The sequence below is a fragment of the Rhizobacter sp. LjRoot28 genome (assembly GCF_964253025.1).
Lineage (GTDB): Bacteria > Pseudomonadota > Gammaproteobacteria > Burkholderiales > Burkholderiaceae_C > Rhizobacter.
This window is the reverse complement of record NZ_CAXUQC020000001.1, coordinates 2,726,689-2,745,662: the sequence shown is the minus strand read 5'-3', so window position 1 is coordinate 2,745,662 and position 18,974 is coordinate 2,726,689. Positions and strand designations below refer to the sequence as shown.

The 18,974-nt window shown below is 67.9% G+C and carries 17 protein-coding genes; 9 read left to right on the top strand and 8 right to left on the bottom strand.

Annotated features, from left to right (window positions below; translation table 11 throughout):
• Positions 1-4: 4 nt before the first annotated feature.
• Positions 5-979, bottom strand: coding sequence for a tripartite tricarboxylate transporter substrate binding protein BugE (locus tag ACSQ2F_RS12520; protein WP_436023235.1), 975 nt, complete (start codon positions 977-979; stop codon positions 5-7).
• Between the two features lie 193 nt (positions 980-1,172).
• On the opposite strand from ACSQ2F_RS12520, the gene ACSQ2F_RS12515 reads away from it, so the two are divergent.
• Complete coding sequence (locus tag ACSQ2F_RS12515) at positions 1,173-2,075, top strand: AEC family transporter (protein WP_436023233.1); 903 nt, start codon at positions 1,173-1,175, stop codon at positions 2,073-2,075.
• Positions 2,076-2,092: 17 nt separating this feature from the next.
• On the opposite strand, the gene queG is transcribed toward ACSQ2F_RS12515, so the two are convergent.
• Positions 2,093-3,205: a tRNA epoxyqueuosine(34) reductase QueG gene (queG, locus tag ACSQ2F_RS12510; protein ID WP_436023231.1), complete on the bottom strand. Its 1,113-nt coding sequence runs from the start codon at positions 3,203-3,205 to the stop codon at positions 2,093-2,095.
• Between queG and tsaE the strand changes: the two genes are divergently transcribed.
• From tsaE to ACSQ2F_RS12495, 3 genes are all read left to right on the top strand, one after another.
• A complete protein-coding gene (tsaE, locus tag ACSQ2F_RS12505; protein WP_436023229.1) occupies positions 3,206-3,670 on the top strand; it encodes a tRNA (adenosine(37)-N6)-threonylcarbamoyltransferase complex ATPase subunit type 1 TsaE in 465 nt (154 codons plus the stop codon). It begins immediately after the preceding gene.
• On the top strand, positions 3,667-5,007 hold the full coding sequence (locus tag ACSQ2F_RS12500; RefSeq protein WP_436023227.1) for an N-acetylmuramoyl-L-alanine amidase: 1,341 nt from the start codon (positions 3,667-3,669) through the stop codon (positions 5,005-5,007). Before tsaE ends, ACSQ2F_RS12500 begins: the two co-directional genes overlap by 4 nt.
• A gap of 394 nt (positions 5,008-5,401) precedes the next feature.
• Positions 5,402-6,022 carry a PEP-CTERM sorting domain-containing protein gene (locus ACSQ2F_RS12495; RefSeq protein WP_436023225.1) on the top strand — a complete coding sequence of 207 codons (621 nt, stop codon included), beginning with the start codon at positions 5,402-5,404 and terminating at the stop codon, positions 6,020-6,022.
• 395 nt (positions 6,023-6,417) lie between these two features.
• On the opposite strand, the gene ACSQ2F_RS12490 is transcribed toward ACSQ2F_RS12495, so the two are convergent.
• Positions 6,418-6,594, bottom strand: coding sequence for a hypothetical protein (locus ACSQ2F_RS12490; protein ID WP_436023223.1), 177 nt, complete (start codon positions 6,592-6,594; stop codon positions 6,418-6,420).
• A gap of 292 nt (positions 6,595-6,886) precedes the next feature.
• Between ACSQ2F_RS12490 and ACSQ2F_RS12485 the strand changes: the two genes are divergently transcribed.
• Positions 6,887-7,645 carry a tetratricopeptide repeat protein gene (locus tag ACSQ2F_RS12485; protein WP_436023221.1) on the top strand — a complete coding sequence of 253 codons (759 nt, stop codon included), beginning with the start codon at positions 6,887-6,889 and terminating at the stop codon, positions 7,643-7,645.
• A gap of 293 nt (positions 7,646-7,938) precedes the next feature.
• Here ACSQ2F_RS12485 and ACSQ2F_RS12480 read toward each other — a convergent pair whose 3' ends face one another.
• The 3 genes from ACSQ2F_RS12480 to ACSQ2F_RS12470 form a co-directional block, all read right to left on the bottom strand.
• The gene (locus ACSQ2F_RS12480) at positions 7,939-8,340 is read right to left on the bottom strand and encodes a hypothetical protein (protein WP_436023219.1); all 402 of its coding nucleotides are present in this window, start codon (positions 8,338-8,340) and stop codon (positions 7,939-7,941) included.
• A 51-nt stretch (positions 8,341-8,391) separates the two neighbouring features.
• Positions 8,392-11,658: a hypothetical protein gene (locus ACSQ2F_RS12475; protein ID WP_436023217.1), complete on the bottom strand. Its 3,267-nt coding sequence runs from the start codon at positions 11,656-11,658 to the stop codon at positions 8,392-8,394.
• 467 nt (positions 11,659-12,125) lie between these two features.
• Entirely contained in the window at positions 12,126-12,779 is a 654-nt protein-coding gene (locus ACSQ2F_RS12470; RefSeq protein ID WP_436023215.1) for a DedA family protein, read from the bottom strand.
• Between the two features lie 141 nt (positions 12,780-12,920).
• On the opposite strand from ACSQ2F_RS12470, the gene mutL reads away from it, so the two are divergent.
• The 4 genes from mutL (at position 12,921) to ACSQ2F_RS12450 (ending at position 16,562) form a co-directional block, all read left to right on the top strand.
• Positions 12,921-14,798: a DNA mismatch repair endonuclease MutL gene (gene mutL, locus ACSQ2F_RS12465; protein WP_436023213.1), complete on the top strand. Its 1,878-nt coding sequence runs from the start codon at positions 12,921-12,923 to the stop codon at positions 14,796-14,798.
• A gap of 2 nt (positions 14,799-14,800) precedes the next feature.
• The gene (locus ACSQ2F_RS12460; protein WP_436023211.1) at positions 14,801-15,310 is read left to right on the top strand and encodes an O-acetyl-ADP-ribose deacetylase; all 510 of its coding nucleotides are present in this window, start codon (positions 14,801-14,803) and stop codon (positions 15,308-15,310) included.
• 147 nt (positions 15,311-15,457) lie between these two features.
• Positions 15,458-15,952, top strand: a complete 495-nt coding sequence (locus tag ACSQ2F_RS12455) for a TspO/MBR family protein (RefSeq protein WP_436023209.1) — start codon at positions 15,458-15,460, stop codon at positions 15,950-15,952.
• Positions 15,953-16,001: 49 nt separating this feature from the next.
• Entirely contained in the window at positions 16,002-16,562 is a 561-nt protein-coding gene (locus ACSQ2F_RS12450; protein ID WP_436023207.1) for a putative glycolipid-binding domain-containing protein, read from the top strand.
• A gap of 67 nt (positions 16,563-16,629) precedes the next feature.
• Here the strand turns inward: ACSQ2F_RS12450 and ACSQ2F_RS12445 are convergent, their stop codons facing one another.
• On the bottom strand, positions 16,630-17,718 hold the full coding sequence (locus tag ACSQ2F_RS12445) for a DUF4034 domain-containing protein (protein ID WP_436023205.1): 1,089 nt from the start codon (positions 17,716-17,718) through the stop codon (positions 16,630-16,632).
• 148 nt (positions 17,719-17,866) lie between these two features.
• Positions 17,867-18,586 carry a hypothetical protein gene (locus ACSQ2F_RS12440; protein ID WP_436023203.1) on the bottom strand — a complete coding sequence of 240 codons (720 nt, stop codon included), beginning with the start codon at positions 18,584-18,586 and terminating at the stop codon, positions 17,867-17,869.
• Between the last annotated feature and the right edge of the window lie 388 nt (positions 18,587-18,974).

Genomic DNA, 18,974 nt, shown 5'->3' with positions numbered 1-18,974 from the left:
CGGCTCAGTCGAGCGTCAGCTTCTGCGCGGCCACGACCTTCTTGTAGACCTCGTACTCGGCGGCGGTCTGGGCGGTGAACTGCTGCGGCGTGTTGCCCACGAGGATGGAACCGGTGGCCTCGATGCGCTGCTTGACCGTCGGGTCTTCCATCGTCTTCTTGACGGCGGCGTACACCTTGTCGACCACGTCCTTGGGCAGGTTCTTCGGGCCGTGGATGCCGTAGTAGGCCATGCGGTTCACCGGCTCCAGCCCCACTTCCTTGAACGTCGGCACGTTCGGCAGCACGGCCAGGCGCGTCGGCGCGGCCACGGCGATGGCGATGAGGCGGCCGTCCTTGATGAAGGGCAGGGCAGAGGGCAGGTTGTCGAAGATCATCGGGACCTGGCCGGCCACGGTGTCGTTGAGGGCGGGGCCCGCGCCGCGGTACGGGATGTGCGTCACGAAGGTCTGGGTCAGGCTCTTGTAGAGCTCGAACTGCATGTGGCCGATGCCGCCGGTGCCCGAGGTGGCGTACGAGTACTTGCCAGGGTGCTTCTTGAGTTCCGCGATGAAGCCCTTGTAGTCGCGGGCCGGGAAGCTCGGGTGCACCGCGATGACGTTCGGCGTGGCGGCCACGTTGGTGATCGACGTGAAGTCGGTCAGCGGGTTGTAGCCGATCTTGGGATTGATGGCGGGGTTCGACGCTGTCGTCGACACGGTCGCGATGCCCAGGGTGTGGCCGTCAGGCTGCGCACGGGCGATTTCGTTGGCGCCGATGGAACCACCGCCGCCCGCCTTGTTCTCGACGATCACCGTCTGGCCGAGCGGGCCGTTGAGCTTTTCGGCCAGCACGCGGGCGATGATGTCCGTGGTGCCGCCCGGGGCGAAGGGCACCACCAGGCGCACGTTCTTGGTCGGGTAGGTGGACTGGGCCCAGACACTGGTCGTGGCACCCAGCATGACGGCAGCGGCGGTGGCGACGAGGGTTCTGCGTTGCATGGCGAATCTCCTGGAATGAGGAAAGAGTCGGGGCTGGCACCCCTGCGGGCGCTGCAGTCTCCGGATCGTCGGAGTATCGCGCATGTGCCCGAGGCGGCAGGCCCCGGAAGGCCTGTGACGTGGCATGTTGCACGCGCCTTGGCGCTCGCGGGCTGTGGAAACTACGCAGCGTCGCGGCTGGCACACTTGCCGGATGTCCACCGCTTTGCTGCTGCTGCCCGACTTCCTGCTGATCGCCTGCGGCTTCTTCCTGTGCCGCTTCACGGCACTCGACCGCAGCGTGTGGGAAGCCGCCGAGCGGCTGGTGTACTACCTGCTGTTTCCCGTGCTGTTGTTCAACTCGGTGGTGCGCAGCCCGCTTCAGCCGGCTCAGACCATGAGCCTGACGGCCGCGGGGCTCACCACGCTGCTGTGCGGTGTGGCGCTCGCCTATGCGGTGCGCCTGTGGCCCGGCGTGGATGGCCGCCTGCATGCCTCCGGTGCACAGGTGTCGTTCCGCTTCAACTCCTTCATCGCACTGGCACTCGCGGAGCGACTCGGCGGGCCGACCGGCGTCGCCTGGATGGCCCTGCTCATGGCCTTCGGGGTGCCCATCTGCAACGTCGCGGCCGTGTGGCCGCTGGCGCGCCACGGTGGCCAGTCGTACGCCCGCGAGATCGTGCGCAACCCGCTGATCGTCGCCACCTTGCTCGGCCTGGCGGCCAACCTCGCCGGCGTGCGTTTTCCCGACGCCGTGAGCACCACCCTGCAGCGCATCGGCGTCGCGGCGCTGCCGGTCGGCCTGCTCGCGGTGGGGGCCGGCCTGCGGCTCGGCGGACTCAAGTCCGCCCCGGTGCTGGGCGCCACCTTCCTTGCCATTCGGCACGCCGTGCTGCCGATGATCGGCATCGGCCTGGCCATCGCCTTCGCGCTGCCGCCCGAGCAGCGGCTGGTGGTCGTGCTGTTCGCTGCCATGCCGACGGCCTCGAGCGCCTATGTGCTCGCGGCCCGCATGGGCGGCGACGGGCCCTTCGTGGCCGGTCTGGTGTCGCTCTCCATCCTCATCGGCATGGTGAGCATCCCGTGGTGGCTGGCCGTGCTCGGATGGGTGACCTGAGACCCTGATTGCCGCAGTCAGCGGCGCGGCGCGTGGCGCAGGGCCCAGTCGATGTGCTCGCGCACGAGTTCCGTGGCAGCCTCGCGCCGAGCGGCGAGGGCGTGCCGGATCTCGTCGTCCTGTTCCGGGGTCAAGACCTGGCGCAGCGCGTTGCCCAGACCCACGGCAATGTTGCGCTGCCATCGCTCGAAGCCGATGCGGCGGATGGGGCCGCCTTCGGTGTGGCGCAGGAAGTCGTCCTCGGTCCAGCGCCAGAGCGTCAGCAGGTCCGGGTGGGTGAGTGGCGCGCGGGCGTCGAAGTCGGGGAGGGTGCTGCGCTGGGCGAACTTGTTCCAGGGGCACACCAACTGGCAGTCGTCGCAGCCGTAGATGCGGTTGCCCATGAGCGGGCGAAGGTCCTCCGGGATGGCGCCGTCGTGCTCGATGGTGAGGTACGAGATGCAGCGGCGCGCGTCCACGCGGTACGGCGCCACGATCGCGCCCGTGGGGCAGACGTCGATGCAGGCGCGGCATTCGCCGCAGTGGGCGCTGACCGGTTCGGACAAGGGCAGCGGCAGGTCGACATAGATCTCGCCGAGGAAAAACATCGAGCCTGCCTCGCGGTGCAGGGTGAGGGTGTGCTTGCCGCGCCAGCCGATGCCGCTGCGCGACGCGAGCTCCACCTCCAGCACCGGCGCGGAGTCGGTGAAGACGCGGTAGCCGAGCGGGCCGACCTCGGCCGCCAGCTGGTCGGCGAGCTTCTGGAGCCGGTTGCGCAGCACCTTGTGGTAGTCCCGGCCGCGCGCGTAGAGCGAGACGCCGGCCGCCGTGGGCTCGTCGAGGCGCTGCCACTCGACGGCCTGCCAGCCGTCCGGCAAGTCGCGTGGCAGGTAGTCCATGCGCGCGGTGATGACGCGCACGGTGCCCGGCACCAGCTCGGCCGGACGGGCGCGACGCAGCCCGTGGGTGGCCATGTAGGCCATCGAACCGTGAAAGCCGTCCTGCAGCCAGGCCAAAAGACCCGGCTCGGCCGACGACAGATCCACATCGGCCACGCCGATCTGTGAAAATCCGAGCGCACGCGCCCAGCCCCGCAGCTGCTCGACCAGCGAGGCCTGGAGTTCCTTGTCTTCGATCCGGACGTCCGTCATTTGCCGATTCTAGAAACCCGCACGCAGCACTGGCCCGACGAGGGGGCATGCGCCGCCGCCGCCCGCGAGCTCGCAGCGCGCCCTGCGGTTGCGCAGGCCTACATCGAGTTGCACGGCACGCTGGGTGCCGGCAAGACAACCTTCGTTCGCCATCTGCTGCAGGCGCTCGGCGTGACGGGTCGGGTGAAGAGCCCCACCTACGCCGTGATGGAAGCCTATGAACCGGCGGGCCGCAAGGTCTGGCACTTCGACTTCTACCGCTTCAACGATCCCCAGGAATGGGAGGACGCCGGCTTTCGCGACGTGTTCGCAAGCGCCGGCCTCAAGCTCGCCGAATGGCCCGAGCAGGCCGCCGGCCTGCTGCCCGTGCCGGACCTGCGGATGGAACTCGTCCCGCTTTCCGGAGACGAACGCCGCGTGACCTATTCCGCCTGCACCCCCCTCGGCCTGGAGCTGCTGCCGTGAAGCGGCGCACCGCATTGCAGGCGCTCGGCAGCGTCGTGCTGAGCCTCGGCTCCGCCGAGATCGCCTTCGGCGCCTCGCTCGTGGCCGTGCGCGTCTGGCCCGCCGACGAGTACACCCGCGTGACGCTCGAGTCCGACACCGTGCTGTCCGTCAAGCACTTCATGGCGGACAACCCGCGCCGCCTCGTCATCGACATCGATGGCCTGGAGTTGAGCCCCGCGCTGCGCGAGCTCGTCGGGAAGGTCAAGTCGGACGACCCGTACATCGCCGGCGTGCGCGTGGGCCAGAACCAGCCCCGCGTCGTGCGCCTGGTGCTCGACCTGAAGCAGGCCACCGCACCGCAGCTCTTCACGCTCGACCCGGTGGCCGCCTACCAGCACCGGCTCGTGTTCGACCTGCACCCCGTGCAGGAGGTCGACCCGCTGCTGGCGCTCATCAGCGAGAAGCAGACGGCGGAGCAACAGGCCGCCGAGGCGGTGCAGGACGCGCTCGGCGAGTTCATCGGCAAGATGGGCCGGCCGCCGCTGCCGCGCCCACCGGGCGGGGCGGCCAGCAGCCCGGAACCGGCGGCATCCACGCCGCCCATGATGACGCCGCGCCCGCCGCCCACCACCCAGGAGCGCATCGACCGCCTCATCATCGTGGCCCTCGACCCCGGCCACGGCGGTGAAGACCCTGGCGCCATCGGCCCGAGCGGGCTGCGCGAGAAGGACGTGGTGCTGGCGGTGGCACTGAAGCTGCGCGACAGCCTGAACAAGATGCCCGGCATGCGCGCCATGCTCACCCGCGATGCCGACTTCTTCGTGCCCCTGCACGAACGCGTGCGCAAGGCGCGCCGCGTGCAAGCCGACCTCTTCGTCTCCATCCACGCCGACGCCTTCATGAAGCCCCAGGCCCGCGGCGCCTCGGTGTTCGCCCTTTCGCAAGGCGGCGCCACCAGCGCCGCGGCGCGCTGGATGGCCAACAAGGAGAATGCGGCCGACATCGTCGGCGGCGTGAACATCAAGGCCCGCGACGCCACCGTGATGCGCACCCTGCTCGACATGAGCACCGCCGCCCAGATCAAGGACAGCCTCAAGCTCGGCAACGAGGTGCTGGGCCAGATCGGCAAGGTGGGGCGCCTGCACAAGCGCAACGTCGAGCAGGCCGGATTCGCCGTGCTGAAGGCGCCCGACATCCCCTCCATCCTCGTCGAGACGGCGTTCATCTCGAATCCGGAGGAAGAGCAGAAGCTGCGGGACCCGGACTACCAGGCTGAACTGGTGGAGGCGCTCTCGGTCGGCATTCGACGGTACTTCGCGAAGAATCCGCCGCTGGCGCGCAATCGGCAGCTCTGAACTATTCGGTTGACGTTGGCTGTGCTTCGTTTGGCTGCTGAATCCACGGCCGGAGTTGTGCGAGGAAGGGCGTCAGGCGGAGAGCACCTTCAAGTCGGCCTTGCATTCGTCAACTGCAGAGCTCTGGTGTTCCTCAGCGCCTGCCTATCGAGCAGCCGCGCCGCAGCCACGGGCACGGATGGAAAAGCGCCTGACTGGCGGGCATGGACCCAACCCGGTCAATCGGGCTTGGGACTGGCCTGGTCGTCTCGGAAATCAATGCCCCGCAGACGGGGCGTGCATGGTACAACTCGGCGGCGCCGGGGGTAGTGCACTCCGCGCCGCGCCAGGTGATCGACCGCCGCTCAGCGCGACCCGCAGTGTCTTGCGGTCCTGTCTCATCGAAGGAACCTCCATGACCACGCCCTCCCTGCGCTCACTGACCGCTCGGCTTTTGCCCGCGGTCCTGCTGATCAGCGCGCTTGCCGCCACGGCGGCACCCATCACCACCATCGACCAGGCCAACCCGGGTCCCTTCACGGGCACCGGCGGCAACATCGCGCCAAACTCCTATGGTCAGTCCTTTACCGCGGGCCTGTCCGCAGTCGACGCCTTTGACTTTCTGTTGGGCGGATTCGAGGCGAACGTGGTGGTGCGCGTTCGCGACGGCCTCGCGGGTTTCGACGGGCTCAGCGGCAACATCCTGGCCGAGTCCGCCCCGGTACTCGTCGACAAGGCGGGCAGCTTCTGGTTCCACTTCGACCTCAACGAGCGCCTCGCCCTGAACCCGGGCCAGACCTACGTTGCCGAGCTCGCCATCCTCACAGGCTCCCTCGGCATCCGGATCACCACCGACAACTCATATGCTGGCGGTGAACTGCTGATCACCAACTTCGCAGCAGGCGAATTGCGCTCTGACTACGACATGGTGTTCCAGGAGGGGCTGCATTCACCCGTGCCCGAGCCTGCGAGCGCCTTGCTCATGATGCTGGGATTTGCCGGCATCGGCTGGGGCGTGCGACGTCGCGTGGGCTGATCCAGCGCGCTGCGCCGAGGCTGCGATCGTGGGGGCCGCGCATTTGTATAGACGTCCATAGGATTGCAAAGTGGCGGACCTGACCCCGACGCCCCCGGACTACTAGGCTGAACTGGTTGAGGCGCTCTCGGTGGGCATTCGACGGTACTTCGCGAAGAATCCGCCGCTGGCGCGCAATCGGCAGCTCTGAACGGGTCGTTCGGAGTTGCTGCTGCTCGGCCAAGGCGCTGTCGAACCCGCGGCTCAAGGCGTTCGAATGGCTGCGTCACGCCCGCGGATCCAGTCGGTCGCTGCAACGCACTGCCGCGGCCGAGCGCCGATGGACGGCATGTGTCGCCGCGCCAACCGGGACGGCAGGCGGGCACCTGAAAGGTCGATAGAACTGACCTGGAATTTCAGCGACCGGTGCTCGACGGGATCAAGGCCATGAAGCCGCGCGAGTGCGCAGCGATGCGTCGCTCCAGGTCGGCGTGGTCGGACGCCCCGGAGAGAAACTTCTCTTCTCGCTGATCCAAGGTCTCGGCAGTGAACATGAGGCGCAAGGCGCGGAGCAGGTAGCGGAACGTGGTCATGGCTTGAAGGGCTCGTGGCCCTTGTTGTGTCGAAATGGGGGTAAACCCTATATCGACATTGTCGCGACGGCCTTGAGCACTCATGCACTGAACAAGTCCGCAATCCCAGCCCAATTCGGAGCGGCGCATGGCCTTCCAATCGTTGCGATGCGGAGGCAATCGAGCGTTGCGACCTTCTTTCGTGGAGCGTGGCAGTCGGCCGCCAGTTTTTTCAGAGTCTGCGGTGGAACGCCCGTCGGGCTTGCGCCAGAATGCCGGTCGCAAACGCCAACAATACAAAAGGGGAGGGGCGATGCCATTCGCAGGTCTGGGGCTTCACGTCGTGTTCGCGTTGCTGTGCGCGATCCATGCCATCCGCACACGCCAGCAGATGTACTGGCTGTTCATCTTGTTCGCCTTCCCGCTGTTGGGCAGCCTCGTGTACCTCTTCGGGGTCTACCTGCCCAATTCCCGGATGGAGCGGGGTGCCCTGCGGGCCGTCTCGGCCGCAGCGCGAGCGCTGGATCCCACGCGTGAAGTGCGCGAAGCGCGCATCGCGCTGGACGAGGCGCCGACGGCTCAGAACCAGCTGCGCCTGGCGGCCGCACTGCTCGACACGGGTGATGCCGGTGAGGCGGCCGAGCGCTATGAGGCCTGCCTGCACGGCCCCTTCGCTTCGGACCCCGACATTCGCCTCGGCGCAGCACGCGCGTTCGTCGAATGCCAGCGCTATGTCGAGGCCCTGCGCCACCTCGAAGCCTTGCGAGCGGAGCGCCCCGACTTCCGCCCGGACGCGGTGGCCTTGCTCATCGCGCGTTCGTACGCGGGCACGTCGCGGGACGCCGAAGCCCGTGTGGCCTTCGATGCGGCCATCGAACAGCACGGCACGTATGAAGCCAAGGCGGAGTACGCCATCTGGTGCCTGGCCCGGGGCGAGACCGCCACGGCCGATCGGCTGACCGCGGACCTCGACAAGATCTCCGCACGATGGAACCCGCTCACCCGGGAGCTGAACGCTGCGGTGTCTCGGCGCTTGGGGGCCGCTCGGTCCTTGGCGATCAGGCAGCGCTGACCGCCCCCGCGGCGCGGGCCGATGCGGCGAAGCCGCGGTTCGCGTGGTGAAGGCCCTTTACTACGACCTGACGACCAGGCGGCGTCCCGCATGCAAGTCCGACGCGCGGATCGCTTTGAGTGCGCCTGAGTCAACGCCGGTCTGCGCAGAATTCTCAGGATGGTCCGCGGCCCCGAACTGGATCGTCGCGAAGCCGTGCACACTGTTGGACCGACGATGGGCCGTTACCGTCCCGTTGCTACCCTTCGGCATGTCGGATTAGCCGGCGAAAAGCGGTGGTTGTTTCCCCGATTTCAGTATTCGGCCGGGAGCCCTGATCCGCCTTTCAATCTCGAGATTGCCCATCGCTGCGGATTCTGAAATTCGTACTTCATTTCGCAAGATAAATCGGCATTGAGCTCAACCAGTGCTACCTTGAACGGACGGGCTGATTGAAGCGAATCGCATATCTGGCCGGCGATCCCGCACGCCCAATGGATGAAGGGCTTGTGAGCGATAACGTCGACGATTTCAACGCCACGCGAGCCGCCGAAATACGCCTTGACCTCGGTCGCGCCGGGTACATTCGCGATTCGAAGAAAAGCGTGCTGCCATGCCGAATCAATCGTTGACCTGGCTCGGTCGAAAGCTTTGACGAGCTCAACGGCACGCGCTGCCGCTTGTCGTATCCATCCTTGACACCCGTGCAGGTCCACAAGCAGCGAGGGTGGGAGTTGCTTGGTCGAGATCAGTCTAATGAAAGGGGGTCACTCTCCTGTCTCATACCCGTCCGCCACCTCGCTTGGCACACGCACCAGATCCGCCGTATCAGACACCCACTGATCTCGATCTCCGCGATACGTCTCCAGTCGCCCGCGCGCTTCGGTCGTCCAGCCCCCTTTCGCGGCCAGCTCGCACAGTAGGCTCAACCCGATGCGACGAAGCGCCCCGGACGGCTCGGCGCCCAGCGCGCTTTCCATCGCGGCAAGGTTTTGCACGCTTCGGCCAGCGGCGCACTGCGCCATCGAAGCGACCGCGTCGGCTACGACGCCCGGGTGCAGAAAGCCCTTGGCCTGCAATCGTCGAAGCAGATCCAGGGCCGGCTCCGGTGGCAGGACCGTGAGCGCCACCTGGACCGCTTGGCCAATGTGCCATCGTCGGTCAATCAGCGCGTCCACCAGTGGGGCGGCGGAGGTGCTCAGTTCCGCCGCGCCTTCGCGGCGGAGATGGCAGTATGCCGAGACGATGGCCGCGAGCGAATGGGGCCGCTGCACCGCGGCGAAAACAGCTGCCAACGCCTGGCCAGCCGTGCGGCCGTAGGTTGTGAGCAGGACCTGCGCCGCCAGTTGAACCAGCGCGGAGTCGACATCGCCAAGCAGCCCGACCAGGGCATCACGCAGGGACGACTCTCCTCTCGCTGGCGGCATCTGCACGAGGCGCTCCAGGGTTTCCTTCCGGATGAGCGCGTCGGCATGTCGAAGCAACAGGGCCATGTGCTGGCCCCAGGCGTGCTGGCCTTCGGGCGTCAATCCGACCTGGGGCACCCGGATCGTGGAACGTGCCAGCGCCGGAGGGCCGTCGAGCGCCGCGGTGCGAAAGCGCAGCCAGGTTTCCGGTCGGTGGAGGAAGCTCCAATAGGCGCGCAGCAGCGCGATCCGCACGTCCGGGTGCAGCGACGCATCCTCCTCGAACGCTCCGAGGAAGTCGTACGCTGCGTCGCTGCGCAGGTCGCCGACCAACCGGACGATCTCCTTGGCGACCGTGACCTTGTTCCGGGGCACCTGGCCGATCAGCCGAAGTGCCTCCGCAGCCGGCATGGCGACCACCGATTGCCGCAAGGCGTAGATCGCGACGCGGGCACGCGCATCGTCGAGCGCGGAGACCAGCGTGGGCACTCCACGCCCGCCGTCTGTGCGCCCGAGTGCTTCCAGTGCTTTGTCGCGCAGCGCCGCGTCCGGGGAGTCCAGGCGTGCGAGCCGAGCAATCGGATCCAGGGCGAGCGACGGCATGGCCGCGTATCGCTGGACAACGCCATAGAGTTCCCAGGCGTTCCGCTTGGAGCTGTTCAGGATCGCGAGCAGTGAGTCGCCATAGCGCTGCTGCTGAGCGGCGGTCCAACGCTCGAAGCCGCGCTCAAAGACAGGCAGAAAGGCCGCCTGGGCGGAGGAGAAGCGGCCGCTGAACTGGCGCGCGGTCAGGAACGGCGTCAAGAGGTCTTGCCGGTTCCAATGCAGGTGCTGCGCCACGGTGCCGATCGTGATCCAGCCGGGCTCGCGATCGAGCAAAGACGGGATCCATTCGTCTACCTGCTTCGGAGGGCCGATGTGCGCCAGTGCCTCGAGCCCCGATCGGGCGTCAATGGCACGGCCGTCCCGGGCAAGCGCGAACAGGAGATCGGTGAAGGACTCGACGGCCCTAGCCCGGCGACCGAACGCAAGGATCAACCGCACGGCGACGCCGCCCTGGTTGCGCTGGACCCAGGTCTCGAGCATCGGCATCAGCGGCGGTGCGACTTGCCGCATCTCCCGATCACTCATGCGCGATTCCCAATGGGACGCGCCGATCCTGCCAACGCCGCCCAGGCGCTCGACCAGGCGGGGCAAGGTGGTCGCGACGAAATCGGGGTGCTGGACGATGACCCCCATGAGCCACTGCACCGCGGCCGACATCGTCATGGACGAGCAGTCGCGTGCTCGAAGCGCCGCGTCAATCAGCGCAGTGAAGCTGGGCAAATGCCTCGCGTCCCAGCGCGAGACGGGCAGCGCCGCGAGTGTCGTGAACATCGTGAGCCGCACCGGATCCTGCTCGTTGTCACGAGCCATGCAGAATTCGAGCACGGCGTCCAAGCTCGCGGATTCGTAGCGGGCGGCGTGGACCACCGCAGCCACAGCCTGGGCGCGCAGTTCGCCGTCCGGCTGCGACAGGTACGGCCGCGCCAGTTGCGACGCCTCTGCAAACGGCAGGCAGCCGAGGTAAGCGACGCGCGTCATCGGCTCGGTCTCAAGGAGGCGTGCCGAGAAAGCACGGCGCGCTTCGGCCTGCCGCGTCTCCTGCGGCAAGGCGCGCACCAGCGAGATGGGCACCGCCCCGCTGGGCGCTCTCCACCCCTCACCGGCGACACCGTAGAGCGCCGCGCGCTGAACTGGGGTCAGCCGAGGGAATGCGGCCTGCAGGTTCCGCAGCGAGTCCGCCATTTGCAGCGAACATACGGTCTCGGGATCCAGCCTTTTCAGCACATTGACCGCTAAGTCGACACGCGCCGTTCCCCCGTGATTCAGGAGGATGCCGGCCACCGATTGTGGGAAGTAGGCGGCGTAGCGGGCCATGGGAAGCGTCGCGATCGGCATCCGGCCTGCGGCGGCCACGAGCAGCGTCAGTCCCGCGACGCGGTCCTGGCGTAACAGGCCCTGCAGCGCTGCCACGACTTTCATGCGGAGAACGTAAGAGACGGGCTCCGCTTCATCGAGTTCACGAAGTAGTACGTCCCGCACGTGCGCTGGCAGCCGCTGGGCCAGCGTCGCCCATCGCGACGGTGCGAGTGCTGCGAGTTCGTCCGTGCCCAGCCTTGCAGTGATGAACGCGTCACTGGTCCAGGGCAAAAGGTGCAAACGGTCCGCCTGCGACAGCTTTGATTCGAGCGCATCGTTGACATGGGCCCGGCCCGCCTTCCAGAGCCGCCAGGCCAGTGTCTGGCGACAGCGCGGCGCCAAATCAGGCATCCGCTTCAGCAACACGCCGTCGGGAACTATCCGCGTAGCAAGTCGGGCGGCGCGCAGGGCGAGGGACTGAGACGGATCGCACAGGAAGCTGGCCACGACGCCCGCGTCCTGCGACCCCGACGCGGCCATCAAGGCCAGCATCCGCTCGTAGTGGACCTCCGAGTCCGCCAACGTCTGCAGCGCTTGCGTCAGTCGATGATTCCGGGCCGACTGCCGTCCGAGCTCGATCATCCGGCGGAATCGCTGGTTGTGGCTGAGGGCGTCTACCTCGTCGACGATGTCCCTCGCAGTGGGCGCGGTCCAGGGGAACTTCATGGCGATGGAGGGTGTGGTCGGAATGGAATCGTAGGATACGCGTCGCCATGGACGGGCCGTCCGGACGGGCGACGAAACGAGCAAATGCAGGTGTTCACCAGCGGATTGGCTCACCGCAACTGCGATCGTGGGGATCCCGACAAGGTGCGCAAATGGCGCGCACACACATCGAATTGCACTGGCCCGAAAGGCATCCTTTGAGGCAGCGGTGCCGAGCAGCCTACTCCGGAGCGGCCTATCACGGCCGGCCGCTACTGGCCAGTTGCAGTCTTAGTCAAAGGCATCAGCGCGGGTACGCATTCGCTGTGCATACCGGTCACGGACGACAGCAGTTCTACCAAATCGCCCGCGTGGTTCTCACGCATGAACCGACTCCCGCAAAGCCCTGTTGAACGTTGCCAGCCAAACCACCGTTTCCGTTCGCGTTCAACGGCACCGCGGGCCGGCGGAACTGGGCAACCGGCCCCTCAGGCCACCAGCGCCGCGGCGCGCCGCTTGGCCTTCCACGCCCCGAACAACACCAGCAGCCCCGGGATGATGATCGCGGCCCAGATGATCTTGTCGAGGTTTTCCTTCACCCAGGGGATGTTGCCGAAGAGGTAGCCGGCCATCACGATGCCGCCGACCCAGAGGAGGGCGCCGACGACGTTGAAGAGGGTGAACTTGCTGCGCGTCATCTCGGCCACACCGGCCACGAAGGGGGCGAAGGTGCGCAGGAAGGGCATGAAGCGGGCGGCGATGATGGTGGCGCCGCCGTACTGCTCGTAGAAGGCGTGGGCCTGCTGGAAGGCGCGCTTGTTGAAGAAGCGGGAGTTCTCCCACTGGAACACCTTCGGGCCGAAGTGGCGGCCGATGCTGTAGTTGAGCTGGTCGCCCAGGATGGCCGCGACGATGAGCAGGCCGATGGCGATGGGCAGGCTCATGAGCCCGGCCCCGCACAGCGCACCCACCACGAAGAGCAGTGAATCGCCCGGGAGGAAGGGCATCACGACGAGCCCGGTCTCCACGAAGATGATGGCGAACAGCAGGGCGTACACCCAGGTGCCGTAGGTGGCCACGAAGTTGGCGAGGTGCACGTCGACGTGCAGGATGAAGTCGATGAGGAAGGCGGCGATATCCATGCGGCGCATTATCACGGCAGGGCGTGATGCCCGGATGAATCGCTCGGTGACCGACCCCCGGGTGAGGGGGCGGTGACGAGTTGGCATTCCCTCGTCGGTCGCGGGTCCCTGAGGCCGGTGGCCGCTCCCTACAATGATGGGATGAACGCCGTCCTGCAGCCGTCCGCACCGCGCCCGATCCGCGAGTTGCCCGATGAACTCATCAGCCAGATCGCCGCGGGCGAGGTGGTGGAGCGCCCCGCGTCGGTGGTGCGCGAGCTGGTCGACAACGCCCTCGACGCCGGCGCCACCGAGGTGGTGGTCAAGCTCGTGGGCGGCGGCGTGCGCAGCATCCTCATCGAGGACGACGGCCATGGCATCCCGGCAACCGACCTGCCGCTGGCCTTGCGCCGCCACGCCACCAGCAAGATCGGCTCGCTGAGCGACCTGGAAAGCGTGCTCACCATGGGGTTTCGCGGCGAGGCGCTGGCCGCGATCGCCTCCGTCGCCGAGGTGAGCATCTCCAGCCGCACGGGCGGTGCGCCGCATGCCCAGCGGCTGGATGCCCGCTCAGGGGAGCTGGCGCCGGCCGCCCGCGGGGTGGGCACGAGCGTGGAGGTGCGCGAGCTCTTCTTCAACACGCCGGCCCGCCGCAAGTTCCTCAAGAGCGACGCCACCGAGCTGGCTCACTGCGTCGACGCCGTGCGCCGCCACGCTTTGACGCGGCCCGATGTCGCCTTCGCGGTGTGGCACGAGGGCAAGCTCGTGCAGCAGTGGCGACGCGCGCCGCTCGACCAGCGGCTGAAGGACGTGCTCGGTGGCGACTTCGTCGAGCAGAGCCGGCCGGTCGACATGGTGCTCGGGCCGATGCGCGTGTCCGGCCGCGCCGGCATTCCGGCGGCCGCTCGGGCGCGGGCCGACCAGCAGTACGTCTATGTCAACGGCCGCTATGTGCGGGACAAGCTCATCGCGCACGGCATCCGGTCGGCGTATGAGGATGTGCTGCACGGTGGCCGGCAGCCGTCCTACGTGCTGTTCGTCGAGATCGCGCCCGACCGGGTGGACGTGAACGTGCATCCGACCAAGATCGAGGTGCGCTTCCGTGATTCGCGCGAGGTGCACCAGGCGATGCGCCGCGCCGTGGAGTCGGCGCTTGCCGCTTCGCAGGCGCTGGCAGGAGGCGCGCCCCTGACGACCACGCCGCTGCAGGTCTCGATGGAGGGCCCCGACGCCGTCCACGCGTTGGCCGCGGCCGACAACGACATGTGGGCGCGCGGACCGGCGCCCGTGGCGTACCGCGAGGCCTCGTCCGACCGACGCGACTTCCGGCCGGGGGTGCAGGTGGGGCTCGGGTTGCAACAGGCCGCGGTGCTCTTCGCCCAGGAACCGCCGGCCGCATGGCAGGCAGCCGCCAGCCGACCGGCCGCGGCGCCCGCAACGGCCTTGCCGACCGGCGACTGGCCGCTCGGCCGTGCGCTGGCCCAGGTGGGCGGGGTGTTCGTGCTCGCCGAGAACGACCAAGGCCTCGTCATCGTCGACATGCACGCGGCGCACGAACGCATCGTTTACGAGCGGCTGAAGGCGAGCCTGGGCGCAGCCGACATCGAGACGCAGCCGCTGCTGATCCCGGCCACCTTCTCGGCCACCGCCGAGGAGATCGCGACCGTGGAATCTCAGGGTGACAACCTTCGCCGCCTCGGCCTCGACATCTCCGCGCTGTCGGCCACCACGCTGGCCGTGCGGTCGCGGCCGGCCGCGCTGGACGGTGGCGACGTGGTGGAACTGGCACGCAGCGTCATCGCCGAGCTCGGCCAGTTCGACGCCACGAGCGTCATCGAGCGCGCCCAGCACGAGATCCTGTCGACGATGGCCTGCCATGGCGCCGTGCGCGCCAACCGCCAGTTGACGATCGACGAGATGAACGCGCTGCTGCGCGACATGGAACGCACCGAACGCGCCGACCAGTGCAACCACGGCCGGCCCACCTGGCGACAGCTCACGATGAAGGACCTGGACGGGCTCTTCTGGCGGGGGCGCTGAGCATGCCGGCCCGGCTGCGTGCGATCCAGGCCGACATCACGACGCTGGCGGTCGACGCCATCGTGAACGCCGCCAACAGCTCGCTGCTGGGCGGCGGCGGGGTGGACGGCGCCATTCATCGGGCAGCTGGCCCGGCCTTGCTGGCCGCCTGCCGCGACCTCGGTGGCTGTCCCACGGGAGATGCGCGCATCACGCCCGGCTTCAGGTTGCCGGCGCGGCACGTCATCCACACCGTGGGGCCGGTGTGGCACGGCGGCGCCCGCGGCGAGCCCGGCTTGCTGGCCGCCTGCTATCGGCGCTCGCTGGAACTGGCGGCGGCCCACGGTGTCCGCACGCTGGCCTTTCCTTCGATCAGCACCGGCGTGTACGGGTACCCCGTGAACGAGGCCGCCCACATCGCCGTGTCCACGGTCCGAAGTTTCGACGGACAGGGCGTGGTCGAGGTGACCTTCTGCTGCTTTTCCAAGCACGATCTCGAGGTGTACGAAGCGATCCTGGCGCGCACGGCCTGATCACCGGCCGCGTCCGTCGCCGGAGATGGATGCCCGGCACCTGCAAAGCCGCTTGACCATGCGGGTGGGCCGCATGGTGCACAGTGGGAGGGCTTCGCGCGCTGGACGCTGATGGCGCGCTTTCCTTCACCCGCAGGGCCGCCGCCAATGCCTACACGCTCTTCGCTCGCGCAATTCATGGGCCTCCTCGGCTGGCTGGCCGTGGTCTTCGTCGCGGCTGCCGCCGGCGCCGTCGCCTCCATGGACTCCAGCACCTTCTACGCGCAGCTCGTGCGCCCCGCCTGGGCGCCACCCGCATCCGCCTTCGGCCCGGTGTGGTCCGTCCTGTACCTGCTGATGGGCGTGGCGGCGTGGCTCGTCTGGCGGGCCCATGAGCGCGGGCCGCGCCGTGCGGCGCTGGCGCTGTTCCTGGTGCAACTGGCCGCGAATGCCTTGTGGACCTGGCTCTTCTTCGCGTGGCGGCTGGGCGCCCTGGCGTTCGCCGAGGTGCTGGTGCTGTGGGTGCTCATCGCCATCACCGCTGCGCTGTTCTGGCGGGTGAGGCGCGTGGCCGCCGTGCTGCTTCTGCCGTACCTCGCCTGGGTGACGCTGGCCTGCGCCCTGACCGGATCCGTGTGGCGGAACAACCCGGGACTGCTGTGATGAAGTCGGTTGCGCCTCCGCCAGCGGGCTCGACGTCCGGATGACCGTCATGCATGCAATCGACTTCCTGTGGAGCCGACTCGATTCACCGGGCCACGATGCGTGCCGGTTCGAAGCGTCCGCGAGGGCCTGCCGCTGGACGGGCATGGCCGCCTTCGCGGAATCCGATCTCGTGTGTCAGTTGCAGTACGAAGTGGTGGCCAGCCCGGCGTTCCGGTTCAGGCGTGCCTGGGTCGAGGGCCGCGTCGGCCCGAGAGCCGTGCGGCTCTCCTTCGAGTCGGACCGCCAATCCCGCTGGTGGGTCGACGGGCGCGAACGGCCCGCACTGGCCGGACTGATCGACCTCGACCTCGGCTTCACCCCGGCCACCAACATGCTGTCGATCCGCAGGCTCGGCCTCGCCATCGGCGAGCACGCCGAGGTGCAGACCGTCTACCTCGACATCCCGAGCCTGCGCGTGCAGCGCCTGCCGCAGCGCTACCAGCGCCTCACCGACACCACGTATGCCTACGAGTCACCCGTGCATGACTACCGGGCCGTGCTGCAGGTGACGGCGGAGGGGGCCGTCTCGGCGTATCCGGGCGTGTTTGCGCTGCAGCGTCCGGCGTGAAGCGGGTGCGTGACGCCGCTGCAAGAGCGCTGCGCAGGCGTGGGCATGCACCGGGGATCGGCGCACATCAACCGGGTTGAGGGTCCTTCGGCGGCGTCCAGCGATGCCGACGGTCGCAGACGTCCACCGGGTCAACGAACTCCGCGCCCGCGTGATAGCCATGGATGGCGGTCCGCAGGGTCCGGTAGAGCTCGCCGTCCGGCGACCGGCAGGCCACGTCGGCGAACTTCGTCAGGTTGTGCATGCTGGAGGGGTAACGCCGCATCAGGTCCTCGTAGCCCGCCTTGAGTTTGGTCCACGAAGGATTGCGTCCGGGCTCGTTGACGAACGGCAGGTTCTGACGATAGTCCACGAGCCAGTAGAGGCGCGCGTACATGCCCATGCCTTCGAAGGCCCGGGTCTGTTCGGCGACCCGTTGCGCAAAGCGTTCGTAGGCTGCCGCACTCCCACCCCACCTCGGCTGGTAGTGCCTCGCCATGGCGAAGTGGATGGCGTGATACTCACCGTGCTGCTTCACCGCTTCCTCGTACAAGGCGACGAGGCGAGCCTCCGGTGCGCCGGTCTCGGTCAACAGGTCCAACCGCAATGCATACGGTGCTGCACACGAACCCGACGTGAGCACTTCGGATTCTGCAGCCGCCACCGCCTTGGCCATCCGCTCGCGAAAGAGCTCCCAACCTTCGGGCGCCACGGTCGAGGCGTAGCCCTCTCCCCGGGCGTGCCACGCGTAGATGTGCCAGTAGGTCGCTTCGGCGAACGCCGCCGCGGCTGATCCCGGTCGTGCCGCCTGCCATGCCTTGATGGCCTTCAGGTCGCGCGCCCAGTTGTTCCAGGCCACGAAGTTGTCGCGCAGCCCTTGGCCGTACTGCGTGAGCTTCCAGCGGCCGTCGGGAAATCGGTCCTTTCCGGTGCACCACTGCTCGTAGAGGGCATCGAGCTTGGCGTAGTCCCGCGCGTTGTAGGCCTGCTGCACAAGCCCGGCGCCCTCGTGGAAGAACAAGGTCGAGTCCGAGCAGGGGACACGCTTTTCGAGATCGATGTTCGTACAGGTCACCTCGTTCTCGACCATGACGGGCGGCGAGGCGATGGCAATCTGGGCCGAGACGGAAGTCCCGGTCAGCGCGGCGAGGAGGAGGGCTGCGATGCGGTGTTTCATGGTGGCAGGCATGGGCGTTTGGCGGGTCAGCTTGCTGGGGTGGACACAGCCAGCGTGTGTCGACACGCGCCGCGCTGCGGCGTGCGGTACGCTGGCCGAGTGAAGACGACGACCGCTGCCCGGCCTCCGGCCGAGCATCGGGCTTTTGTCATTCGACCCTTTGTACGACGGTCAAGGTGGTGCGGTAGGCACCGGCCGCCACCAGCACCGAGCCGCTGCGCGTGCCCACGGCGCCCGGCGCAAGCGTGATGGTGAACATCCGCGGCCGGACGTTGGTCACGGTGATCCAGCTGTCGGACGGTGTGGCCGTGTAGGCGGACACGTCTGACGGCAGGCTCACGGAAACATCGAATGGCGAGGACGCTGTTGCAGGCGGCAGGACGGCGGTGTATTCGTTCGGGAGAATGGAGATGTCGCTGTACACCTGGAAGCTGTAGTCGATCGTCTGCGGCGACCCCGCGTACTGCGTGGCGCAATCGATCACCGGACAGGCCTTCAGGACCAATGTGCCGGTGTAGGTGCCGACGGCGAGGCCGTCCGCCGGCACGATGGACGCAGTGGCAGTCGATGCAACGGGATCGACGACGATGCTCACTCGCAAGATGTTCGGATCGGGTTGCCCGGACGGCGTGACGGCCAGGATGTACAGCGAGCTGGCAGTGCCCCGCCCGGTGAAGACCACAGCCGGGCTCGACCGGGTGCCTTCAAGCAGCGAGTACCGCCACGACACGGACGTCTTGTCGACGCTCACGGTCAGGCGGTTGTCTTTCGGTGCTTCGTGGGTGTCATTGTCGCTGCCGCCGCCGCATGCAGCCAGCGCGATGATTGACGATGCGGCAAGTGCGCCGAGCCCTGCTCTGATGAACATGAGATCCCTCCCTGGGTTGCGTTGTCGAGCCTGCGCTCGCGTGCGCGGTTCAATTCGTTCGAGCGGCAAGGAGAGCGCCGCCAGGAGGGATCGAACCGTCGCAGACGCAAGGCGGCCGGTTGTTGTGCGGGGCAGTGTAGCCGCCGACCCGTGCGGTGTGCCGTGGCGCGAAGCAAACGATACCGGCTCGAGACTTTGCTCACGACAAGGCCACCCGCGCTCGGCTCGCGGCCCGCGTCGATGAGAGCCGCATCCGAACGTGGCGCCGCGCGCTGGAGGGCTTTGGATCAGGGCGCCGTAAGCGCAGCGGGGTCAGGCCTGCCATCTTGCACGGCAGCAACCTCCGCCCCGCACGGGGTCTGCGCCGCAGACCTCGCCATAACGCCCG